At 72.7% G+C, this 25644-nt stretch carries 7 protein-coding genes; all 7 read left to right on the forward strand.

Annotated elements, in window-relative coordinates:
* The first annotated feature begins 7 nt into the window (after positions 1-7).
* The 7 genes from OG792_RS14865 (at position 8) to OG792_RS14895 (ending at position 25635) form a co-directional block, all read left to right on the forward strand.
* Complete coding sequence (locus tag OG792_RS14865) at positions 8-6853, forward strand: SDR family NAD(P)-dependent oxidoreductase (protein ID WP_329110178.1); 6846 nt, start codon at positions 8-10, stop codon at positions 6851-6853.
* On the forward strand, positions 6850-15951 hold the full coding sequence (locus OG792_RS14870) for an SDR family NAD(P)-dependent oxidoreductase (protein WP_329110179.1): 9102 nt from the start codon (positions 6850-6852) through the stop codon (positions 15949-15951). Before OG792_RS14865 ends, OG792_RS14870 begins: the two co-directional genes overlap by 4 nt.
* Before the next feature lie 261 nt (positions 15952-16212).
* Positions 16213-17061 carry a hypothetical protein gene (locus OG792_RS14875; RefSeq protein ID WP_329110180.1) on the forward strand — a complete coding sequence of 283 codons (849 nt, stop codon included), beginning with the start codon at positions 16213-16215 and terminating at the stop codon, positions 17059-17061.
* The gene (locus OG792_RS14880) at positions 17058-20138 is read left to right on the forward strand and encodes a non-ribosomal peptide synthetase (RefSeq protein WP_329110182.1); all 3081 of its coding nucleotides are present in this window, start codon (positions 17058-17060) and stop codon (positions 20136-20138) included. Before OG792_RS14875 ends, OG792_RS14880 begins: the two co-directional genes overlap by 4 nt.
* A 21-nt stretch (positions 20139-20159) precedes the next feature.
* Complete coding sequence (locus OG792_RS14885) at positions 20160-21161, forward strand: methyltransferase (protein ID WP_329110183.1); 1002 nt, start codon at positions 20160-20162, stop codon at positions 21159-21161.
* 2 nt (positions 21162-21163) lie between these two features.
* Positions 21164-24391, forward strand: a complete 3228-nt coding sequence (gene fabD / locus OG792_RS14890) for an ACP S-malonyltransferase (protein ID WP_329110184.1) — start codon at positions 21164-21166, stop codon at positions 24389-24391.
* A 44-nt stretch (positions 24392-24435) separates the two neighbouring features.
* On the forward strand, positions 24436-25635 hold the full coding sequence (locus tag OG792_RS14895) for a cytochrome P450 (protein WP_329110185.1): 1200 nt from the start codon (positions 24436-24438) through the stop codon (positions 25633-25635).
* Positions 25636-25644: the final 9 nt, after the last annotated feature.

Here is a 25644-nt window from a genome sequence, read left to right on the forward strand (position 1 = left end):
GGAACTCATGGACACCTTGGACGGACTGACGTGCTCCGTGCTGGTCCGGGGCAGCGATCCGGTGCTGCGCGACCATCGGGTGCACGGCACGCGCATCCTGCCCGGCGTGTCGATTCTCGACATGATCTACCGGATCCTGCACGTCCGGGGTATCGACACCGCACAGGCCGAACTGCGCCGGGTGCTGTTCCGCAACCCGGTCGCGGCCGGGCCGGACTTCGACACGGAACTGACCCTGCGATTCACCGCCGACGGCGGACGTTTCCGGGTGTCGATCACGGGGACCCGTCGCCCGTCGGGGCTCACCGAGGCGGTACTGGACTGCCAGCTGCATCTCGACCTGCCGTTTCCGGAGCAGACCCGAGACCTGGCGGCTCTGCGGGCGCGGGCGGACCACATCGTCGACATGGCCGACCTGTACGCGACGGTACGGACGACCGGCATCGAGCACGGTGACTTCATGCGTGCCCGGGGCACCCTGCACGTCGCCCGGGGGGAACTGCTCGCGGAACTCTCGTTGAGCCCGCAGGCCGCCCCGTACGCCGGCTACTTCCACCTGCACCCGGCCGCGCTCGACTCGTCGACACTGTTGCCCACCCAGTTCGCCCCGGCCGGAACCGGCGGCCCGGCGCGGCCGTACATCCCGATGCTGATCGAGTCGGTCCGCGCCCGCGGGCAGCTCGGGTCCCGGAACCTGGTGCATGCCACCCCGCCTCGCCACGCCGGTCCGGACGGTGACCTGACCACGTGCGACCTCGACTTCTACGACGACAACGGGTCGGTTCAGCTGTGGCTGCACGGCCTGACGTCCAAGCGGATCCGCGACGAGTCCGCCATCACCCGGCTGGACGCCGTACAACCCTCCCCCGAACCGGTGGACGGGGTCGTCCACAAACTGATCGAGGAACGGGTCGGCGGTGCCGACTTCGACGAGACGATCGGATTCTACGAGCTGGGCCTGGACTCCACGGCGTTGCTGGGCGTCGCGACGGACCTGGAACAGGTCTTCGGCACCGACTTCTCACCGACCCTGCTGTTCGAGTACAACACGTACGCCTCGCTGGTCGAGCATCTGCGGTCGTACGGGGTGGTGGCCGGGCCGGTGCCGGAGGCCCCGGTGAGCGAGGCACCGACCGAGGTCGTGTGGTTCGAGCCGTACTGGCGGGCGGCGCCGCTGCCGTCCGGCCCGGTACCGGCGCCGTTGCTCACGATCGACGCGCGGACGCGGCGGGAATGGCCGGCGATGCTCGCGGCCACCACCGCGAACGATGTGCTCTGGCTCCCCGCGGACCCGCAGGATCTCGCCGGCGAGGCGGTCGCGCTGACGCAGTTCGCCAAGGCCGCCATGCACGCCGGGAGAGGCTCCCTCCGGCTCGTCTGCCACCTCGCGGACGACACACCGGTCGCCGCTGTCAGCGGTCTGTTCCGGACCCTCACCCGCGAGCACCCCGGCGTTCGTGCGGCCGTGGTGCGGTCACCCCGGCGGGCGGACGCCCTGGCCGAGCTCGCCGCCGGCCTGCCCGAGGTGGACGTCCGGTACGTGGACGGCACCCGTCAGGTCCGCGCCGTCCGCCCGATGCCGGTGCCCGACGGGGCCGCTCGGCTGCGTCCGCACGGTGTCTACCTGATCACCGGCGGCCTCGGCGGGGTCGGACTCGCCCTGGCCCGGCACCTGGCCCGGACCGTGCGGGCGCGGCTTGTGCTGTGCGGGCGCACGCCGGCCGATCCGGCCGTGATCGCGGAGCTGACCGGCCTGGGTGCCGAGGTCGCCACGATCGTCATGGACGTGACCAGCGCGGAGGACGTCCGCCGGGCGGTGGACACCGCACTGGCCCGGTTCGGTGGCCTCACCGGGGTCGTGCACGCGGCCGCGATCCTCCGGGACGGGCTGATCGTGGGCAAGCGCGCCGAGGATGTCCGCGCGGTGCTGGCGCCCAAGGTGGACGGCGCTCGCCACCTTGAGGAGGCAACCCGACACCTCACGCTCGACTTCCTGGTGCTGTGCTCCTCCACCGCGGGCACCTGGGGCAACCCGGGCCAGTCGGACTATGCGTGCGCGAACGCCTTTCTGGACCGGTTCGCGGAGGGCCGGCGGGACATCGTGTCGGTGGGCTGGCCGGCGTGGGCCGAGGGCGGCATGCCGGTCGACGCCGAGGGGCTGCGGCGGATGGGCCTGCGGGCGATGGACACTCCGACCGCCGTGGACGTGCTGCTGCGGGCCGTGGGCAGTGGCCGGTCCCATGTCGTGGCCCTCGTTGGCGACGCGGCCAGGATCACCGCCGAGTTCGCCCCCACCGAGCCGGCTGCCGAGGAAGCCACCGAACCGCCTGCCGAGGAAGACGGCGAACCAACCGCCGAGGAAGAGAGCGGACCGACCGCCGAGGGGAACCGCGAACCGGACGACGTCGACGACGCCGTGGCGATCGTCGGCATCAGCGGTCGTTATCCGATGGCCCGCAACCTCGACGAATTCTGGGCAAACCTGCGGTCCGGCCGCGACTGCGTCACCGAGGTACCCGCCGACCGGTGGGACCACGCCGCGATCCACGCCGAGAGCAAGGGCGTGCCCGGTCGCTCGTACGGCAGGTGGGGCGGGTTCGTCGACGGCGTGGACGAGTTCGACGCGGTGTTCTTCCATATCTCGCCGAACGAGGCAGCCGTGCTGGACCCACAGGAACGACTGTTCCTCCAGGAGGCGTGGCACGCGTTCGAGGAGGCCGGGCACGCGCCGTCGGCCTGGCGCCGACGAGCCGTCGGAGTGTACGTCGGCGTGATGTACAACCAGTACCAGCTGCACGGGGTGGGCGGTGAACCCGGACCGGTGCCCTCGTCGTTCAGCGCGTCGATCGCCAATCGCGTGTCGTACTTCCTCGACCTGCGGGGACCCAGCGTCGCCCTGGACACCATGTGCTCGTCCTCCCTGACCGCACTGCACCTCGCCGTCGACGCGATCCGGCGGGGCGAGTGCGAGGCGGCTCTGGCGGGTGGGGTCAACCTCGCGGTCCATCCGAACAAGTACCTGCTGCTGAGCCAGTCCTCCTTCCTGTCGACGGACGGCCGCTGCCGCGCGTTCGGCGAAGGCGGGGACGGCTACGTGCCCGGCGAGGGCGTCGGTGTGGTGCTGCTTCGGCCGCTGCGCGACGCCATCCGCGACGGCGACCACGTACATGCCGTCATCCGCGCCACCACCGTGAACCACGGTGGCCGGACCGGGGGCTTCTCCGTCCCCAACCCGGCGTCGCAGGCCGCGCTCATCGCGGACTCGCTGGAGCGGTCCGCCCTGGATCCCGCGGACCTCGGCTACCTTGAGGCGCACGGCACCGGTACGAGCCTCGGCGATCCGATCGAGGTGGCGGCGCTGGAGCAGGCCTTCGACCGGATCGGAGCCGGCCGGGGCCCCTGGCCGCTCGGGTCGGTCAAGTCGAACGTCGGGCATCTGGAGTCGGCGGCGGGCATCGCGGCGCTCACCAAGGTGGTGCTCCAGCTGCGTCACCGGGAACTGGTTCCGTCACTGCACGCCGATCCGCTCACCACCGCGGTGGACTGGGACAGGTCACGCTTCCGCGTGCAGCGCGACCTGGCGACCTGGAAAGCGCGTGACGGCGTACCGCGCGTCGCGGCGATCAGCTCCTTCGGCGCCGGCGGCGCCAACGCGCATGTCGTCCTGGCCGAACATCCCGCGCCGGAGGCCGTGCCGGAGCCGGTCAGGCCCCGGATGTTCGTGGTCTCCGCCCAGGACACCACCCGTCTCGATCAGGCGGTGGCGGAGCTGGTGACCTATCTGGAGAGCGCCGGCGGGGACGTCTCCGCGGCCCTCACTGCGGTGCTGGCCGAGGTCGGGGGAACCGCGGACAATCCGAACGAGCCGTTCGCGGAACTCGGCCTGGACTACCCGGACCTCGCGGAGCTCGCGCACCGGATCGAGGCCGTGTTCGGGGTCCGTCCCACGATCGACGGCGAGACCACCCCCGCCGAGCTGGCCGTCAAGCTCGCGGCAACCGCCGTCCCGGTGGATCCGGCAGCGCTCGCGTTCACCCTCTGGGCCGGGCGCGACCACTTCGACGAGCGGCTCGCCGTCGTGGCCACCAGTACCGCCGAGGTCGTCGCCGCGCTGCGTACCGGCGTCGGAAGTCATCGGGGACGGCGACGGCGTACGGCCGGACCGGTGATCGGCGACGACCTCGACGCGCTGGCCGAGGCGTGGGTCACCGGTGCCGAGATCACGATCCCGCCACCCGATCGTCCGCGCCGGCTGTCGCTGCCCGGCTATCCGTTCGCGCGCGACCGGCACTGGGTCGGCGGCGGCCGCCGGGCCATCCACCGACGGCCCGAGCTGGTGGAGCTTCCCGACGGTCACCTGTTCCTCGCGAGGATCTCGCGCGACGCCGAGGACTGGCTCGCCGACCACACCGTCGACGGTGCCGGACTGGTGCCCGGGACCTTCCTCGTCGAGCTGGCCCTGCACGCGGGAGGCCGGCTCGGCCATCCGGTCGTCGTCGAGCTGGTGACCGAGGTGCCGCTGCCATTCGATGACACCGACCTGCGACTCACCGTGGCGTCACCGGACCCGAGCGGGCGACGCGCCTTCGAGGTGCACGCACGGGTCTCCGGCGGGTCGTGGACCCGACACGCGACAGGGGCCCTGGCCCCGGCCGGCCATGACGCCGCCGAGTCGCCGCCCCTGCCCGCCGCCTCCGAGGAACTCGACCTCACCGGCCTCTACCAGCGGCTGTCCGGCTACGGGCCCGCCTTCCAGGGCCTACGCCGAGCCTGGCGCGCCGGCGACACCGTGTACGCCGACGTGGTCCTTCCCGGCGGCGACGCCGGACCGTACGCCCTGCACCCGGTCCTGCTCGATGCCGCCCTGCATTCCGTGGCCTTTGGTGGCTTCGTCGTCGGCGATCGTCCGCACCTGCCGTTCGCATGGTCCGGTGTCCGTGTGCATGTCCCCGGGGCGGTCTCCGTCCGGGCCCGCGTGACCCCCGTCCGGCCCGGCACGGTGGCGGTGCAACTCACCGACGCCGCCGGTCAGCTGGTGGCGTCGGTCGACTCGGTGACGCTGCGCCCGGCGGGTGCCGCTGCCGAGCCGCTGCACCGCGTCGACTGGCTACCGGTGGACACCGCCGATGACGGCCCGCCCGGAAGCCACGTCGTCGTCGGCCCCGACTCCGCCGGCGTCGGTGCCGCACTCGGCGCCGCCGGCGCGAGGGTACGCCGGGTAAACACCCTGGCGGAGTTGCTCGACGTCCCGCCGGTGGTGATCGTGCCGGTCACGTCGGGCGGACCGGCGGCGGCCGCGGCCCACGCGCTCACCCGGGACGTTCTCGGCCAGGTGCGGCACTGGCTCGCCCATGACGGGTTCGCCGCCGCCCGACTCGTGTTCGTCGCCGTGAACCCCGATCCGGCCACCGCTGCGGCCTGGGGGCTGGTGCGGTCGGCGCAGTCCGAGCACCCCGGCCGGTTCACGCTGATCGACGCCGACGACCCCGGGGCGCTGGCCCGGCTACTGGCCGGCGCGCTGGCCAGTGACGAACCGTACCTGTCCGTGCGCGACGGTCAGCTACTGGCGGCACGGCTGGTTCGTGCCCCGGTCACCGAGGCGCCCGAGCCGCGCGGCCTCGGCACGGTGCTTGTCACCGGAGGCAGCGGCACCCTCGCGGCGCCGGTGGTACGTCACCTCGTCGAGCGGCACGGGGTGACGGACGTGCTGCTGGTCAGCCGCGGCGGCCGGTTGCCCGCTGGCCTGTCCGGGCTGGCCGCCCGGGTCGAGGTCGCCGCGTGCGACGTCGCCGACCGGCACGCCCTGGCGGCGCTGCTGGCGGGCCGGTCGATCACCACGGTCGTGCACGCCGCTGGTGTGCTCGACGACGGAGTGGTCACCGCAATGGACGCCCGCCGGCTCGACGTGGTGTGGCGTCCCAAGGCCGACGGCGCCTTCCACCTGCACGAGTTGTTGCCGGATGCCGAGTTGGTGTTGTTCTCCTCCCTCGCGGGCGTGCTCGGCGGTCCCGGTCAGGGCAACTACGCGGCCGCCAACGCGTACCTCGACGCGCTCGCACGGCATCGCGTGGCGGCCGGCGGCCGGGCCGTCTCCGTCGCCTGGGGCCCCTGGGGCCTTGATGGCGGCATGGTCGTCGACCGTGACCGGCTCGGGCGCACCGGCATCGAGCGTCTGCCGGTCGACGCGGGACTGCGACTGCTGGACGCCGCCCTGGCCGGCCGGGCCCCGGACGTCGTCGCCGTCCGGCTGCACCCGCACGGGACGGCCGTCGTGCCCCCTCTGCTGCGTGGCCTCCTGCAAGCGGCCCCCATCGAGCCCGTCGAGCACGGCCTCACCCAGCTCAGCCCGACGCAGCGGCGGGCACGCCTGTCCATGCTGGTCCGTGGCCAGGCCGCCGCCGTGCTCGGCTACGGCGGTGCCGCCGCGATCGACCCGGACCGGGCGTTCCAGGAGCTGGGTTTCGACTCGCTCAGCTCGGTGGAGTTCCGCAACCGACTCGGTGCCGCACTCGGGCTGTCGCTGGAGGCGACTCTCGTCTTCGACCATCCCACACCGGCCGACCTGGTCGAGCACCTCGACGGGCGGTTCGGCGGCGAGGCAGCCCCCGGTGACCTGCCCGCTCTCTTCGCCGACTTCGACCGGCTCGCCGCCGAGCTGAGACGCGCGGCGGCCGACGACGTGGCCCGCGACCGGGTGGCGGAGCGGGTCCGTGACCTGCTCGCGGCCCTGGCGCCGGGTCCGGGTCCGGCGTCGCTGGACGCCTTCGCCACCGCGACGGACGACGAGGTCTTCGCGCTGATCGACGCCGAACTCGGCAGCCCGGTACCGGGGCAGGAGGGGCGCAACCAATGACGAACGAGGACAGGCTACGGGAGTACCTGCGGCGGGTCACCGCGGAGTTGCAGTCGACCCGGCAGCGGCTCCGCGAGGTGGAGCAGCGGGCTGGTGAGCCGGTCGCGATCGTGGGCATGGCGTGCCACTATCCCGGCGGCGTCGACTCACCCGAGGACCTCTGGTCCCTGGTCCACGAGGGCGGGGACGGCATCACCGGTTTCCCGCGCAACCGCGACTGGGACCTGGACCTGTTGTATCACCCCGACCCGGACCACCCGGGCACCTCCACCGTCCGTGACGGTGGCTTCCTGCATGACGCGGCGGACTTCGACGCCGCCTTCTTCGGCATCTCGCCGAAGGAGGCGCTGCACACCGATCCGCAGCAACGGCTGATCTTGCAGACCTCGTGGGAGGCCGTGGAGCGGGCCGGTCTGGACCCGACCGCTCTGCGCGACACCCGTACCGGGGTCTTCACCGGGGTGATGCACCACGACTATCCCGGCTCCCAGGGCGGCGGCAGCGTCGTGTCCGGACGGGTGTCCTACCAGCTCGGCCTGCGTGGCCCGGCCGTCACGGTGGACACGGCGTGCTCGTCGTCACTGGTCGCGCTGCACCAGGCCGTACGTGCGCTGCACCGGGGGGAGTGCGACATGGCGCTCGTCGGTGGCGTGACCGTGATGGCCACCCCCGGCGCCTTCGTGGAGTTCAGCAGGCAGCGCGGGCTCGCACCCGACGGGCGGTGCAAGCCGTTCGCGGCGGCTGCCGACGGGACGGCATGGTCCGAGGGTGTCGGGGTCCTGGTCCTGGAGCGCCACTCTGCCGCGCTCGCCGCCGGCCGGCGGGTCCTCGCGGTGGTACGCGGCATCGCCGTCAACTCCGACGGCGCCAGCAACGGCCTCACCGCCCCCAACGGCCCGGCCCAGCAACGGGTCATCCGGGACGCCCTGGTCGACGCGGGTCTCACCCCGGCCCAGGTCGCCGTGGTGGAGGCACACGGCACCGGCACTCCGCTGGGCGACCCGGTCGAGGCCCAGGCCGTGCTCGCCGTCTACGGTCGGGAGCGCCCGGTCCCGCTGCGCCTGGGCTCGATCAAGTCGAACCTGGGGCATACCCAGGCCGCCGCGGGTGTCGCCGGGATCATCAAGATGGTCATGGCCATGCGCCACGCCGTGCTGCCCCGTACCCTGCGGCTGGACGCGCCCACCCCGTACGTGGACTGGTCGGCGGGTGCGGTGGAGTTGCTCGCCGAGGAGGTGCTGTGGCCACCCGGCGACGAACCCCGCCGGGCGGCCGTGTCGTCGTTCGGCGTCAGCGGCACGAACGCCCACGTGATTCTCGAAGAGGCACCAGCCGTCACCGCCGCGGTGGCGGTGCAGGGCGGCCGGTGGCCGTCGGCCTGGGCCGTGTCGGGCCGTTCGCCGGCGGGACTGCGTGCCCAAGCCGCGAAAGTGGCCGAGCACCTGGCGTCACGGCCCGATCTCGATCCGGCCGACGTCGCCTGGTCCCTGCTGACGGCACGGGCCGGGCACGAGCACCGTGCCGTCGTCTGCGGCACCGATCGTGCCGCTCTACTGGCCGGCCTTGCCGAGATCGCCGCCGGACGGCCGTCGCCGGCCGTGGTCGAGGGCGTGACCGGATCGCCCGGCCCGGTGGCCTTCCTCTTCCCCGGCCAGGGAGCACAGTGGCGCGACATGGCGGTGCGGCTACTGGAGACGAGCGCGGTGTTCCGCGAACGGATCGCCGAGTGCGAGACCGCCCTGCGACCGTACGTCGACTTCGAGCTGACCGCGGTGCTCCGCGGCGACCAGGGCTACGACCGGGTCGACGTCGTGCAACCCGTGCTGTTCGCGGTGATGGTCGCGCTGGCGCAGGTGTGGCGATCCGTTGGCGTACGGCCGGCCGCCGTCGCCGGCCACAGCCAGGGCGAGATCGCCGCGGCGTGCGTAGCCGGGGCGCTGTCGCTGCCGGACGCCGCCCGGGTGGTGGCGCTGCGCAGCCGGGCACTGGTGGAACTGTCCGGCCTCGGCGGCATGATGTCGGTGGCGTTGCCGGCCGACGAGGTCCGCGACCGCCTGCGGGCCTGGGCGGGAAGACTCTCGCTGGCCGCGGTCAACGGTACGACCTCCGTCGTCGTCTCCGGGGACGGCGACGCGTTGGACGAGTTGTTCGCCGCCCTTGAGGCCGAAGGCGTCCGGGTGCGACGCGTGGACGTGGACTACGCGTCGCACAGCGCGCACGTCGAGGCCGTACGGGAAGAAGTGCTTGCCGCCCTTGCGCCGGTGACGCCGCAGGTCCCCACGGTGCCCTTCTTCTCGTCGGTCGAAGGTCGATGGATCGACGGCGATGATGCCTTCGACGCCGAATACTGGTACCGCAACCTGCGCGAACCCGTGCGTTTCGACACGGCTGTCACCGCGCTCGTCAACCACGGCTGTACGAGGCTGCTGGAGGTAAGCCCCCACCCGGTGGTCGCGACGGGCGCCCAGGAGACCGTCGAGGCCATCGGCGCCGACGTCGCCGTCCTGCACACCCTGCGGCGCGACGAGGGCGGCCTCGAACAGATGGTCCGCGCCCTGGCACACCTGCACGTCCGGGGGGTCCGGCCGGACTGGTCCATGGTCTGGCCCGGCACCCGTCCCGTCGAGCTGCCCACCACCGCGTTCGTGACCGAGTCGTACTGGCTGCCCACGACCCACGGCGGCGACGCGACCACCCTGGGTCTCGATGCCGTCGGGCATCCCTTCCTCCGGGCCGCCGCGTCCGGCACCGGCACGCTCGTGCTGACCGGACGGATCTCCCTGGCCACCCACCCGTGGTTGGCCGACCACGCGGTCCAGGGGCAGGTCGTGCTGCCCGGAGCGGCGATGGTGGACCTGGTGTCGAGGGCCGGCGACGAGGCCGGCTGCGGATCGACGGCACAGCTCACCCTGCTCGCCCCGATCGTCGTGCCCGACGACGTCGACATCCGGCTGCGCATCGATGTCGCCGAGCCCGAGCCGGACGGCTCCCGGGCACTGACCGTGCACACCCGGGTCGGCGCCGGCCACTGGACGCCGCACGCCACCGCCATCCTCGTGCCCGGCGACGACGAACCACGGCCGCCGCAGAGCACCTGGCCGCCGGTCGATGCCGAACCGCTCGACGTGGAGCAGATGTACGACCGGCTGGAGGGTGCGGGGCTTCGGTACGGGCCGGTCTTCCGGGGCGTACGGGCGATGTGGCGGGGTTCTGACCGCACCATGTACGCCGAGGTCGCGCTGCCCGGGGCCGAGCCGGGCGAGTTCGGCATCCATCCCGCCCTCCTCGACGCGTGTCTGCACCCGGTGGCGCTCAGTGGCTTCCTCAGCGGCCCACCGGACCGTCCGTCACTGCCATTCGAATGGTCGGGCGTCCGGGTGCACGCGGCGGGCGCGGACACCGTACGCGTCACGCTCTCTGCGGTCGGCGCCGACACGGTCCGCGTCGAACTCGTCGACCCGTCGAACGCTCCCGTCGCGTCGATCGAGGCACTCGTGCTGAGCCCGCTTCCGGAAGGCGCCCTCGGCCTGCCGGACCGCGGTGACCTGCTGCGCCCACAATGGGCGGCACGGTCCCTGCCCGACGGGCCGATCGACGGGTACGCGGTGCGCGACCCCGGCCTCGCGGAGCTGCTCCAGGTCCGGCCCACCGACGCCGCCGCGCGCTTCGTCCTGGTCCCGGCCCCCTCCGGCACGCCCGGGGCGGCCGCCGAACGCGCGCTCGCCCTGGTACGGGAGTGGCTCGCCGAGGAACGCCACGCCACGTCGACGCTCGTCGTCGTCACCCGTCGGGTGCTCGACGACGCCGGCGAAGCCGCGGTTGCCGGCCTGGTGCGGTGCGCGCAGCTGGAGCATCCCGACCGCTTCGCGCTGCTCGATCTCGCGGACGACGACGACGCCACGATCGCGGCCGTTCCCGCCGCGCTGGCCGCGGGCGAGCCGCAGCTCGGGCTCGCCGCCGGCGCCGGGCGTGAACTGCGGCTGGTCCGCGTCGCCCCGACCCCGGCCCCGATCGGTGAGCTGGGCACGGTACTCGTGACCGGCGCCTCCGGAACGCTGGGCCGGCTCGTTGCCCGGCATCTCGTGCACGCGCTTGGCGTCCGTACCCTCGTGCTGGCGAGCCGGCGCGGGCCGGACGCCCCGGGCGCGGCCGCGCTCGCGGCGGAGCTGACCGCGGCCGGTGCGCGCGTCGACGTGGTGGCGTGTGACGTCGCCGACCGAGCCGAGCTGGCCTCGCTGCTCGGCACGGTCGACATCGCCACGGTCGTCCACGCCGCGGGTGTTCTCGACGATGGACTCGTCACCGACCTGACGCCCGAGCGGCTCGCCCGGGTGCTGCGGCCCAAGCTCGACGCGGCCTGGCTCCTGCACGAGCTCCGGCCGCAGGCCAGGCTGGTGCTGTTCTCTTCCGCGGTCGGCGTGCTCGGCGGTCTGGGCCAGGCCAACTACGCGGCCGCCAACGCCGGACTCGACGCGCTGGCCCGCCTGCGACAGGCCCGCGGCCTTCCGGGCGTCTCGTTGGCCTGGGGGCTGTGGGGGGCGGAGAGCGACATGACCGGCGGCGCCGATCTGAACCGGTTGCGCCGTTCGGGTTTCCCGCCGTTCGCGAGCGACGACGCACTTGCCGCGTTGAACGCCGCCCTGGCGGCACCCGATCCGGTGCTCGTGCCCATCCGGCTCGACCTGCCCGCGCTGCGGGCTGCGGGGGCGGACGTGCCGCCGATGCTCCGTGCGACCGTCGGGGCACCCACGAGGCGTACTGCCGTCCGTGCAGGCGGGGCCGTCGACTCCGAGCTCGCCGTACGCCTCGCCGGGAAGACCCCGGCCGACCGGCGTCAGGTGTTGCTCGAACTGGTGCTCGGGCACGCCGCCGCCGTGCTGGGACACGCCTCACCCGACCTGGTCGACCCGGATCGGGCGTTCAAGGACGCCGGCTTCGGTTCGCTCAGCGCGGTCGAGCTGCGCAACCGGCTCGCCGCCGCCACCGGGCTGCGGCTGCCCGCCACGCTCGTGTTCGACCATCCCAACCCGACCGCGCTGGCCCGGCACCTCGACGACCGGCTCGCGGGAACCGGCGCGGCGATGGCGACGACGCCGGCCGGAGGATCCGGTGGTGGCGACGCGGACGATCCCGTGGTGCTGGTGGGGATCGGCTGCCGGCTGCCCGGCGGCGTACGCGGCCCGGACGACCTCTGGGACCTGCTCGTCGCCGAGCGCGACGCGATCGTGCCCTTCCCCGAGGACCGGGGCTGGCCACTCGACCAACTGCTCGACCCGGATCCGGCCGTGGCCGGAACCTCCCTCGCCCGGTCCGGCGGGTTCATGTCCGGCGCGGCCGAGTTCGACGCCGCCTTCTTCGGGGTGTCACCCCGCGAGGCAGTGGCGATGGACCCGCAGCAGCGGCTGCTGCTGGAGACGGTCTGGGAGACCTGCGAGGACGCGGGGATCGATCCGGGCACCCTGCGAGGCACCCGGACCGGTGTCTTCATCGGTGCCATGTACCAGGACTACGGCCGGCTCCTGGAGGGCGCGGCTGCCGAGGGGTTCCTCGCCCCGGGGGTCGGTGGTGGGGTGCTGTCCGGACGGGTGGCGTACACGTTCGGGCTGGAGGGCCCGGCGGTCACCGTCGACACCGCCTGCTCGTCGTCGCTGGTCGCCCTGCACCTCGCCGCGCAGGCGATCCGGGCGGGGGAGTGCGATCTCGCCCTCGCCGGTGGGGTGACCGTTCTCGCCACGCCCGCCGTGTTCGTGGAGTTCAGCCGGCAGCGCGGGCTCGCCCCGGACGGGCGGTGCAAACCGTTCGCCGCGGCCGCCGACGGTACGGGCATGGGCGAGGGCGTCGGTGTGCTCCTGGTGGAGCGACTGTCCCGCGCTCGTGTCCAGGGCCATGAGGTCCTGGCTGTGCTGCGCGGCAGCGCCGTCAACTCCGACGGGGCGAGCAACGGCCTCACCGCACCGAACGGTCCCGCCCAGGAGCGGGTGATCCGCGCGGCCCTCGAAGCCGGGGGCCTGCGCCCGGCGGACGTCGACGCGGTCGAGGCGCACGGTACGGGCACGGCCCTGGGCGACCCGATCGAGGCCCAGGCCGTGCTGGCGGTGTACGGCCACGACCGTCCACGGCCACTGTGGCTCGGGTCGATCAAGTCAAATGTCGGGCACGCCCAGGCAGCCGCCGGAGTCGCGGGCGTCATCAAGGCGGTCCTGGCGATCCGGCACGGCCTGCTGCCCCGCAGCCTGCACCTTGACGCGCCGTCCCCACACGTCGACTGGGCGGCGGGCGACGTCGAGCTGCTGGCGTCGGCGCAGCCCTGGCCGGAGCATCCGGGTCCGCGGCGGATGGGCGTCTCCTCGTTCGGGATCAGCGGCACCAACGCCCACGTGGTGATCGAGCAGGCACCACCGTCGCCGGCCGTCGAGGCGGGCCAGCCCTCCCTGGACGGCGTGCCGTGGTTGCTGTCGGCTCGCTCGGAGGCGGCGTTGCGGGAGCAGGCGGCGCGGCTGGCGGCCACGATGACGGCCGACCTGCCGGCCGTGGCGTACTCCCTGGCCACCGGCCGGGCCGCCCACCGGTATCGGGCGATGGTCACGGGTCCGGACGAGGCGGCATTGCGCGCGGGACTGACCGCGCTGGCCGGCGATCGCGCCGTGCCGGGAGTGCTGCGAGCCGTTTCCGGGCGGCAGCGGCTGGTGCTGATGTTCACCGGTCAGGGCAGCCAGCTACCGGGGATGGGACGCGGCCTCTACGAGGCGTTTCCCGCGTACGCCCGTGCCTTCGACGAGGTGTGTGCGCGCTTCTCGCTCGACACCCCGTTGCGGGACGCGGTGTTCGGCGACGGCGACCTGCTCGACCGCACCGAGTACACACAGCCTGCCCTGTTCGCCCTCCAGGTGGCCCAGTACAGGCTGGTGTCCTCGTGGGGGCTCCGGCCGGACATGCTGGTCGGCCACTCGATCGGTGAGCTGTCGGCGGCCTTCGTGGCGGGCATGCTGTCGCTCGACGACGCAGCAACCCTGGTCGCCGCGCGGGGGCGTGCCATGGCCGGCCTGCCACCGGGCGGTGCGATGGTGTCGGTACGCGCCGCCGAGGACGAGGTGCTCGCGCTGTCGGCCGGTTACGCGGACCGGGTGGCGATCGCCGCGGTGAACGCTCCTCGCGCGGTCGTGCTGTCCGGCGACGAGGACGCCGTGCTGGAACTGGCCGATCTGCTGGCCGCCGCTGGGCACCGTACGCGCCGTCTGCGTGTCGGGGTGGCGTTCCACTCGCCACGGGTGGAGCCGGCGTTGGGCGAGTTTCGGGCGGTGGCCGAGACGATCGCGTTCCAGCAGCCCCGGATTCCGATCATCTCCACGGTACGGACCGAGGAGAAGATGATCTCGCCCGCGTACTGGGTCGACCAACTGCGTGGCTCGGTCCGCTTCGCTGACGCCGTGCACGCGGCGGACCGGGCCGGCGCCACCGCATTCCTCGAACTCGGCCCGGACGCCGTGCTCGCTCCCGCCGCCAGAGCCTGCCTGCCGGACGCCCCGGTGGTTGCGGTGGCACTGGCCCGGCGTGACCGGCACGAGGTTCGCGCCGCGGCCGAAGCGCTCGGCGCCCTGCACACCTACGGACTGCCCGTCGACTGGCGGGCCGTGCACGCGGACCGGCCGGTCCGGCGCCGCCCGCTGCCGCGGTACCCGTTCCGGAGCCGCCGCTACTGGCCGGAACCGGTGGTGGGTGGGCCGGCGGCGCGGCCCGCGTCCGACGCCCCCTGGCCGACGATCGACTTCGACGATCCGACCACCGCGTTGAGCCTGCTGGACCTGCGCGGTGACGAGACACCGATCCAGGTCCTCGCGGCCGTGGCCCGGTTCCGCGCGGGGGTGCTTCCGCCGATCCGACAGCGGGTGGAATGGCGGCACGTGCCGGACGTGCCGGTCCCGGCGCTCGATTGTGTCGTTGCGCTTCTTCCATCGCCGACGAGCGACGAGGAGCTGACCGACGCCCTCGTCGGCGCCCTGACCAGGCACGGCGCGCGGGTGTCGGTCAACGGCACCCAGCGACCGGACCTGGTGATCGCGCTGCCGGGCGCCGAGCCGGTCGCCACGCCGGGTGTACCGCTGTGGATCCTCACCCGGGGCGGCACCAGCGCGGCCGGCGACCATGTGGTCGACCTGCCACCGGAGGCCGACGCCCGGGCCCGTACCCGCCTGTGCGCGGTGATCGCCGCCGGCTACCGCGAGGCGCGGATCCGGCCGGAGGGCGTGTTCGTCAGCGAGTATGTCGACGCGCCGCCGGCCGACCGGTGGCGACCGCAGGGCGATGTCCTGGTCGCCGGGCCGGCGGACGAGCTGACGGCCGCGATGGTGGACGCGGTCCTGCTGGCCGGTGCCCGCTGCCTGGTCACTGGCGGTGTCGGGTGCCCGCCCGGCGCGCTCCCGGCCGGGAACCCGGGGGACCTGACGACCCTCTCGGCGGCATTGGTGCGCGCCGGCACCGGTCTCGAAGGGGTGACGGCGCCCCTCGTCGCGCTGGTCTCGGTCGGACACCGGACGGACCCGTCGGCGGCGGAGCTGGTCGACAGGGGTCGGGCCACGGTGGCGGTGGCGGTCGATCCGGGCCTCGACCCCCGGGCCGCGGTGGCCGGTCTGTGGCAGGCCGTGGCAGCCACCGACCCGGCCGTACGCCTCGTCCGCGCCTACCCGGCCGGCGGGGCGCCGACGGCCGCCGCACCCCCGTGGGTCCCGGAGCCGCCGGCACCCGTCGCCCGTCCCGAACCGGTGGCCGAGCCGGTCCCGGTCGGTCCCGCGCCGGACGGAGGTCTGCGAACAGCCCTGGCGGCGCTGCCCCGCGACCAGTGGGACGTCGCGGTCCTGACCGGGGTACGGGAACTGGCAGCCGCCGTGCTGGGGCACGACTCGGCGGTGGAGATCGGCGCCGAGGACGAGTTCTTCGATCTGGGCCTGTCCTCCGTGACCGCGATCGAACTGCGCGACCACCTGGGCGTCCTGACCGGTGTGGAATGGCCGGCGGACGTCTTCTACCAGTGCCCGACTCCGGCGGCGCTGGCGGATCTCGTGGTTGTCCGACTGAACGAGGAGCAAACGATTTCTGGCTGATTGGTGAAGGTGGGCGGCCGCTGCTGGAAGGGGTTCCTCTGCCCGGATGAATGGGATCAGCAATGGTCACTAATGGTGCCGCCCGAGAGGGCGTCACCTTAAGAATCGTGCCCGAAACTGCCTCTGAGATGCCACACAAATTGGCGGTAATCCGAGGTGGACAAGGTTGTTGACGTGAAATAGTATCGCCAACTGATGGCCTTCGATAAAGCGGAGAGAATCGCTCGGACATCTATCTTCGACAATCAGGAGAATTGCGAGATGCCAAGCCCTGCCGTGTGGAATGTGGTGCTCGACGCAGCCTCGGGCACCGACGTCGTACTCGCCACCGACTTTCCGGTGACGGGCCGCAACGAGGGTGGATTCGTCGACCTGACGCCGGGCCTGGGCCTGGACTGCGCACTGTGGCAGACCGTCGCCCCGGTCCGAGTACCCGGTGGCGGGGTCTCCGAGGACGAGTACCTGGCGCCCTGGCTGACGGAGGTCGCCGCGAGCGGACGCACCGTCCGGGCGGTGCTCGGTTACTGCGCCGGCTCGGTCTTCGCCGGTGCGCTGGCGGAGCGGATCGCCGCGACACAGTCGTCCGCCCCCCGCGTGGTCGTCTTCGATCCCGAACTGGTCGACGTGCCGACCGTCCACCTCCAGTTCGGCCGGGTGATCGGCAACATGACCACCGTCCTCACGGACGGCGAGATCGCCGAGCTGGCCGGGACGGCGGAACGGCTCGCCGCACGACCCGGGATCGAGCCCGCGGGGTTCGCGGCCGAGATCTACACGGCGTTCGAGCCGGTGGGCACCGCCGCACTTCGGCGGGCCGGCCTCGACGAGGACTACGCCGGGGAACTGGTCGCGCTGGTGGGCTCGTTCATGACCTATCTCGGCGTCGCCGCCGGCCTCGATCCCCGTGCGAGCTGGGCACGCGCCACGGTCATCACGTCGGCCAGCCCGTCGAGCGGCCTCAACCGGATGCGGGTCACCCCCGGTGTGCCGCCGATCGGGGTCGCCGACGAGCGGCGGTTCGAGGTCGAGCACCGCGACCTGCTGCGTACCCCCGAGGTTGCCGAGACCGTGGCCGGTCTGCTGGCCGACCGGTCGGGGGCGCACCGGTGAGTGTCGAATCCCCGGGCACCCATGTCCGCAGCTCCCGCAAGGAGACGGCACTCTGGCTGCTCGACGACCTCGTGCCGAACAGTGGCGCGAACAACCTCTCGCTGGCCTTCCGGGTGCCCGGCCGGCTCGACCCGGCGGCCACCGCGTCGGCGATCCGCCTCCTGCCGCGTCGGTACGAGGTGCTGCGCACGGTGTTCCGCCGAGCCGACGACGCCCTGACCAAGACCGTTCTCCCGGCCCTCGATGTCGACCTAGAGCAGGCCGACCTGCACGGTGACGAGCGGGCCACGCTGACCGCCTTCGTCGCCCGTCCGTTCCGGGCGGACGGTGGCCCGCTCATGCGAGGGCTGCTCCTGCACGGCCCCGACAGCGATGTTCTGTGCCTCGCGCTGCACCACGCCGTCGCGGACGTGCAGTCCACGGCGATTCTGCGCGCCGAGTTCGTCGCCTTCTACGAGGCGGTGCTGGCCGGCGAGGATCCGGATCCCGCCGAGGTGCCCGCGTGGCACGAGCCGGCGCCGTCGGAGAAGAGCGAGCGGTACTGGCGCGAGACCCTGGCCGGCTTCCGCTCGTCCGATCTGGAGCTGTGGTGCGAGCGGGCGGCACCGGCGGTCACGACGCTCGCCGGCGACGAGGTCACCCACGTGCTGTCGGCCGAGGCGCACGCGGTGCTCCGACGGCTGCAACGTGAGCTGCGGGCACCGGAGTCGGTCATCCTGCTGACCGCGTACGCCGTGCTGCTCGCCGGGCACGGTGCCGGCCCCGACCTGACCATCGGCTCGCCGGTGAGTTCGCGTAGCCGGGATGCGATGGGCGCGGTCGGCTACCACAGCAACCTCGTCACGCTGCGCCTGCTGGCCGAGCGGTCGGCCAGCTTCCGCGAGCTCGCCGGCCTCACCCGGCGGGTCTTCCTGGAGGCGATGGCCCACCTGGACATGCCGGCCGACGACCTGCTCGACGTGGTCCACCGGGACGGCTCCGGCTGGCGCAACGTGCTCTTCCGCCACGTGTTCAACTACGTCCCCTTTTCCGAGGGGCAACGGACGTTCACCGTCGCGGGCGCCCCGGCGGAACTCGTCGTGGTCGAGAACGGCTTCAGCCAGTTCGACCTGGAGTTCTTCGTGACGTCCGACCGAGACACCGCGACGGTCCGGGCGGCCTTCTACACCGGGGTACTGGAGCGTTCGGACGTCGAACTGATGGTTCGCCGCTACGACGCCCTTCTCACCGCCGCCGGTGCCGACCTCGACACGCCGGTCGCGTCGCTGTCGATCTGGTCGGAGGAGGACCGCGCGGTCATCGGTGCCGCCAACGCGACCACTCGTCCCGTCGAGCTGCCGTCGGTGCTCGCCGGGTTCGCCCGGCGCGCCGCGGCCCGTCCCGACGCCCCGGCGGTCCGTGCTGCCGATCGCGTGATCAGCTACGGCGAGCTGTGGTCGGCCGCGGTGGGGACCGCCGACCGGTTGTCCGCGGCCGGCGTCCGGCAGGGTGACGTCGTCGCCCTGCTCGTGCCCCGTGGCGCCGCGCTGGCCGCCGCGATCTTCGGTACGTGGCTCGCCGGCGCGGCGTACCTCCCGCTGGACCCGCACCATCCCGCGGAGCGGATCGCCTACCAGCTCGACGACGCGGGCGCGCGGATAGTGATCCTCGGCGACGGCCTCACCGCGCCCGGTCCGCAGCGGACGATCTCCGCCCCGGACTACGACACCGTGTCCCCGGTGGGCGTCGACGTCGCCGCAGCCGCCGTGGCCCGCCCCGACGCCCTGGCGTACGTGATCTACACCTCCGGCTCCACCGGTAAGCCCAAGGGCATCCCGATCCGGCACCGCAGCCTCGTCAACCACATCGTCGACTACGCCGACCGGTTCGGGGTCGCCGGATCGGCCCGGCCCACCGGCTGGCTCAGCACGTACAGCTTCGACACGTCATCTCTCGAACTGATGATGCCGCTGCTGCACGGTGGCCATGCCGTGGTGCTGCCCGACGAGGCCCGGACCGACGGCAACCTACTGGCCGCGGCCGTCGGTACGTTCGACGTCGGTTTCCTCCAGGCGACGCCGACCACCTGGCGGCTCGTCGCCGGGGAGGTCGCCGGGCTGATCGGTGGTCGCACCCTGCTCAGCGGCGGTGAGCCACTGGCCGCCGAACTGGCGGCGACCCTGCTCGCGGCGGGTGCCGAGCTGTGGAACGTCTACGGGCCGACGGAGAGCACGATCTGGGCGACGGCGGGGCGGGTGAGGTTGGACCCCGGCGGCCGGGTGGATGTCGGCGCTCCCATCGCCAACACCCAGATCTTCATCGCGGATCCGCACGGGGAGGCGCTGCCGATCGGTCTGCGCGGGGAGCTCTGTGTCGCGGGGGTCGGCGTCGCCCCCGGCTACCACGGACGTCCCGACCTCACCGCCGATCGATTCGGCGAGAACGCCCGGTACGGCCGCTTCTACCGTTCGGGGGACGTGGCGCGCTGGCGGCCCGACGGTCGGATCGACCTGCACGGCCGGATGGACCGGCAGGTCAAGCTGCGCGGTAACCGGATCGAGCTGTCCGAGATCGAGGCGGTCCTGCTGAGCCATCCCGACGTCGAGGCGGCGGCCGTGGTCGTCGTCGGCGATCCCGGTACGGACGGCAGCCTCGCCGCCTTCGTCCGGGTGCCCAACCGTCGGGTGGCCGCGGACGAGCTGTGGGAGCACGCACACCGGCAACTGCCACGGTCGGTGGTTCCGCACCGGTTCATCGTGGTGGAGGCGTTCCCGCGCACCGGCAGCGACAAGGTCGACTATCTCGCCCTGGCCGAACTCGTGCCGCGGCACCACGGCTCGGTCGTCGGCGACGACGGCGCGGGCGACGACGACGGCGACGATCTGACCGCGAGTCTGATCGCGTTGTTCGCCGAACTGCTCGACCGGCCCGATCTGGACGCCGGCGGCCACTTCTTCGCCAACGGCGGGCATTCGCTGCTCGCCGCCACGCTCGCCCAGCGGATAAGGGACAGCACCGGCGTCCGGCTCGCACTGACCGACGTGTTCGAGAACCCGACCCCCGCCGCGCTGGCCGCCAGGCTGCGCCGGCTCGCCTGACCGACACGGAAGAGGACCCCGATGGAGATCTTGCAACTGGCGATCAGCGGCTGGTTCGCCCGCGCGCTGGCCGTGGCCGCCCGCCTGGAGATCGCGGACATCCTGGACGGCGGCTCGATGACCGCCGCCGAAATCGCCAAGCGGACCGAGACCGACCCGCAGGTGCTCTACCGCCTGCTACAGATGCTCACCGTGCCGGGCGTGGTCGAGCGGGTCGGGGACGAGTTCCGGCTGTCCGACGCGTACGCGCCGTTGCGGGCGGACCACCCCTTCACCCAGCGCCATTTCGCCATCGTGGCCGCCGAGTTGTACGACGACGCGTTCGCGGGCCTGATGCACACCGTGAAGACCGGTCGGTCCGGGTTCAAGGAGGTCTTCGGGGAGTCTCTCTACGAGTACCTGGAGACGCATCCCGAAGCCGCCGACCTGTTCGACAAGGGCATGGTCGACCTGGCCGGGCCGGTCGGGGCGTGCCTCGTCGCCCAGCACGACTTCACCGGTGTCGCCACGGTCGTCGACGTGGGTGGCGGCAGTGGTGGCCTGCTGACCGGCCTGCTGACCGCCAACCCCGACCTGCGTGGCATCGTCGCCGACCGGGCGAGCGTCTGCGCTCGGGGCCCTGCGGCCCTGGCCCGGGTTGCCGACCGGGCGGTCATCGACCGGATCTCGTTCACGCCGAGTGACTTCTTCGTCGAGGTGCCCGCCGCCGCCGACCGGTACGTGCTGAAGAACGTGCTGCACGACTGGACCTACGACAACTGCGTCCGGATCCTCCGGACTGTCGCCACCGCGATGGCGGACGGACCGGCCGGTGCCCGGCTGCTGGTGGTGGAACCGCTGGTGGAAAACGACATCGACGGCTGGCGGGCGATGTTCCAGGCGGTGGCGTGCGACGAGGGCACCCTCGGCCTGGACGAACCGGGCATGCGGCGGGCGCTGGCCGAGGCGGGCCTGACCGTCGAGTCCGTCACCCCCCTGCCCACCGGCCACAAGGTCCTCGAATCGTCCCTGCGTCCCGCCTGATCATGCTTACCCCGGTCTTCCTCTTCGCGGGACAGGGCTCCCAGTACCACGGCATGGGCAAGTGGCTCTACGGAGCCGACCCCGTGTTCCGGAGCGCACTCGACTCCCTGGACGCCGTCGTCCGCGACGTCCGAGGCGATTCCGTCGTCCTCGCCATCCACGGCAGTGGGCATGGCCCGGAGCGGCCCATGACGCGCTTCGCGCTCACCCAGCCGGCCATCTTCATGGTCGAGTACGCCCTGGCCCGGATGCTGCGGGCGCGCGGGATCGAGCCAGCCGCGGTGCTCGGTGCGAGCCTGGGCGAGGTGGCCGCGGCCGCGGTCGCGGGAGTGTTCGACCCGGAGGACTGCCTGCGGTCGCTGCTGGATCAGGTGGAGCTGTTCGAGGCGGAGTGTCCCCGTGGCGGCATGCTGGCGGTCCTCGCCGACGTCGAACTCGCCCGGCGGGATCCCGCCCTGGCCGGGGCGCACCTGGCCGCGATCAACTCGCCGGACAACTTCGTGCTGGCCGGAACCGCGGCGGAGCTGGACCGTATCGAGCGCCATCTCACCGCCTCGCGCGTGCTCTGCCAGGCGCTTCCGGTGCTGTTCCCGTTCCATTCGCCCCTGATCGACCCGGTGGAGGGAGCGTTCACGAAGCTGGTGAGCGACCTGGCCCTGCGGCCCGCCACCATTCCGCTGATCTCGGCCACCACCGGTACCGAGGTGCACCTGCCCGGTCCGGAGCATCTCTGGCGGGTCCTGCGGGAGCCGTTCGACCTGTCCAGGGCGCTCGACCCACTGCTGACGCGGGACGATCTCTGCTTCCTGGACCTGGGCCCCTCCGGGTCGATGGCCAACCTGGTGCGGACGAGGTTGCCCGAGGGCAGCAGGTCCCGGGTGCTGCCGTTGCTGTCGCCCTACGCACGTGACGAGGTGTTGTTCCAGGCCGTTCTCGACCTGCGTCCCACCATCGTCACACCGGCACGACGAACCGAGGTGAAGGCTGTGAGTGCTCCGACGGCAGCGGGCAGCCGTACCATCGCCGACGGCGAAGGTCTGGATGTCTACGTCTTCCCCGGGCAGGGGGCGCAGGCCAAGGGCATGGGACGCGAGCTTTTCGACCGGTTCCCGGAACTCGTCGCCCGCGCCGACGCCATTCTCGGGTACTCGCTGCGGGAACTCTGTCTCGACGACCCGGATCGGAACCTGCGCAACACCGAGTACACCCAGCCGGCGCTGTACGTCGTCAACGCCCTGACCTGGCTGGCGACCCTACAGGAAGGCGGGCGTCTGCCCGACTACCTGCTGGGGCACAGCCTCGGCGAGTTCGCGGCCCTGTTCGCCTCGGGCGTGTACGACTTCGACACCGGACTGCGGTTGGTCGCCGAGCGTGGCCGGCTCATGGGCCGGGTCTCCGGCGGCATGATGGCCGCCGTCTCGGCGATCGACGCCGACCTCGTCCAGCGGGTGCTCGACGACGCCGACCTGTCCGAAGTCGACATCGCCAACTACAACGCGCCGACCCAGACGGTCATCGCGGGCCCGGCCGAGGCCATCAACCGGGCGCTGGCCCTGTTCAAGGCTGAGGGGGCACGCTGCGCGCCGCTGAACGTCAGCGCCCCGTTCCACAGCCGCTACATGGCAACGGCGGCGGCGGAGTTCGGGCGGCTGCTCGACGTCACCACATTCTCGGCCCCCAAGATTCCGGTGATCAGCAACGTCGATGCCCGGCCCTACCGGGCGGACGGGGTCGCCGACACGATGCGCCGCCAGATCGTGTCGCCGGTCCGCTGGACGGACAGTGTGCGGCTGCTCATGGGACTGGGCGAGTTCCGGGTACGCGAACTCGGGCCGGGACAGGTCCTGACCAAACTCGTCGCCAGGATCCGTGAGGAAGCCACGCCGACGCGGCAGGAGCCATCACGCGCGGTGCCGGTCCAGCGGCGGACGACGCCCGATGCGCTGGGTTCGGCGGCGTTCCGACGCGACTACGGGGTCCGCCACGCGTACGCCGCAGGCGGAATGCACCACGGCGTCAGTTCCGTGGAGCTGGTCTCCAGGCTGGCGCGGGCCCGCCTGCTGGGGTATTTCGGCGCCGCCGGGCTCACCGTGGCGGACGTCGCCGCGGCGGTCGGCCGGATCCGTGACGCCGTCCCGACCGGCGCACCCTTCGGCGTGAATGTCACCCATGATCCGTTCGATCCGCGCGCGGAGGCGGACCTGGTCGACGTGCTGGTGCGGGAGGACGTCCGGTTCGTCGAGGCAGCCACCTACGTCGAGGTGACCGCCCCGCTGGTACGGCATCGGCTGACCGGGGCGCGCCTGCTGCCGGACGGTACGGTGCACGCCCCCCGCAAGCTTCTGGCCAAGGTCACCCGCCTCGACGCCGCCCGCCTCTTCCTCGCGCCCCCACCCCGCGCCCTCGTGCAACGGCTGGTCGACGAAGGTCTACTCACCCCGCAGGAGGCGGCGGCCGGCGAGCGGATCGCCCTGGCCGACGACGTCTGCGCGGTCGGTGACGCGGCCGACTACTCCGACCAGGGCGCGCTGTCGGCCCTGCTGCCCTCGGTACGCCGGCTGCGTGCGGAGTTGGGCGGTGTCGCCGACGCGGTACGCATCGGGGGAGGGGGAGGCATCGGTTCTCCGGAGTCGGCGGCGGCGGCGTTCGTACTCGGCGCGGACTTCATCCTCACCGGTTCCATCAACCTGTGCACGGCCGAGAGCGGGCTGAGCGCCGCCGCCAAGGACCTGCTGCCGGGCGTCGACGTGCACGACACGGCCTACGCACCGTACGGCGCGCTGTTCGAACTCGGCGGTCGCGCGCGGGTACTGAAGAAGGGCGTGCTGTTCCACGTGCGTGCCGGCAAGCTCTACGACCTGTGGCGCACCTACGACTCGTGGGACGCGGTGCCCACGGCGGTACGGGCCAAGGTGGAGCGGGACTACTTCGGCGCGACGTTCGAGGAGGTCGCCGCCCGTGTCGTACCCCAAGGGGGGTCCGCGCCGGACCCCAAGCGCCGGATGGCCCTGGTCTTCCGTTGGTACTGCGCCCAGGCACTTCGGTGGGCGATCGAGGGCACCCCGGGACGCGTCGCCGACTACCAGGTGGCCTGCGGGCCCGCGCTGGGCGCGTGCAACCAGTGGTTGCGCGACACCCCGTCGCGGGCGTGGCGCGATCGGCACGCCGACGACCTGGCCGACCGGCTGATGACCGACGCCGCCGCGATCGTCGGGATCTCTGGCACGTAGCACCCAACACCCGTCCGGCCATCGGTCAGCAAGGAGGAGAAGCTGTGTCAGAAACCGTTCCTGTCGTCGACGGTCTGCCCATGATCCGTGGTGGTTGCCCGTTCGACCCGGCGCCCCAACTCGCCGAACTGCGCCGGGACCATCCCGTCGCCCGGATGGTGTTCCCGGACGGCCACGTCGGTTGGCTGGTGACCGGCTACGGCGAGGTGCGCCGGCTGCTGGCCGACCGTGGGATGAGCTCGCGCGGTGACCTGCTGCGTACGCCCATCCCGTTGCCCATGGCCGGGGACCGGACCGAGGTGGCGCCGGGGATGTTCACGGCGATGGACCCACCGGACCACACCCGGTACCGGCGCCAACTGACCGCGTGGTTCTCGGCCCGGCGGACCCGCTCGCTGGAACCGCTGCTGGCCGCCAGCGTGGAGCGGCACCTGAACGCGATGATCGCGTCGGGTGGTCCGGTCGACCTCGTCACGGCCTTCGCGGAGCCGGTCGCCGCGCTGGCGATCTGTGAACTGCTGGGCGTCCCGGCCGCCCAGCGCGAGGTGTTCAGCAGGTCGATCAGCGCGCTGTTCACCGTGCACTCCAGCGCCGAGGAGGCCATCGCCGGCTGGCAGAACATCGGTGGCCTGCTGATGGGCCTGATCCATGCGAAACGAGCCGAACCCACCGACGACCTGCTCGGTACCCTGGCCGCCGACGACAGCCTCAGCGACCAGGAGCTTGCCACCATCGGCAGCGTGCTGCTCGTCGCCGGCTACGACACCAGCAAGAACATGGTCGCATTGGGCACGTTCGCCCTGCTGGAACATCCCGAGCAGTACGCCGCGCTCGTCGCCGACCCGGCGCTGGGGGAGAAGGCGGTCGAGGAACTGCTGCGTTACCTGACGATCGTGCACGCGGGCTCGATCCGCGCGGTCGGTGCGGACATGGAGTTCGAGGGGCACCGGTTCGCCGCCGGGGACGCCGTGTCGCTCTCGCTCGCGGCGGCCAACCGGGACCCGGCGCTCTGCGATGAACCCGACCGTCTCGACATCACCCGCGAGCCGCTGCCCCACCTGGCTTTCGGCCACGGCATCCACCAGTGCGTGGGTCAGCCGCTGGCGCGGTTGGAACTGCGGCTCGTGTTCGAGATGCTGGCCCGCCGGCTACCGGGGCTGCGCCTGGCGGTGCCCGCCGAGCAGGTCCCGACCACCCCCGAAATGATCATTTACGGCGTACGCAAGCTCCTGGTGACGTGGTGAACGGAGGAA

The organism is Micromonospora sp. NBC_01699 (assembly GCF_036250065.1).
Classification (GTDB): Bacteria; Actinomycetota; Actinomycetes; order Mycobacteriales; family Micromonosporaceae; genus Micromonospora_G.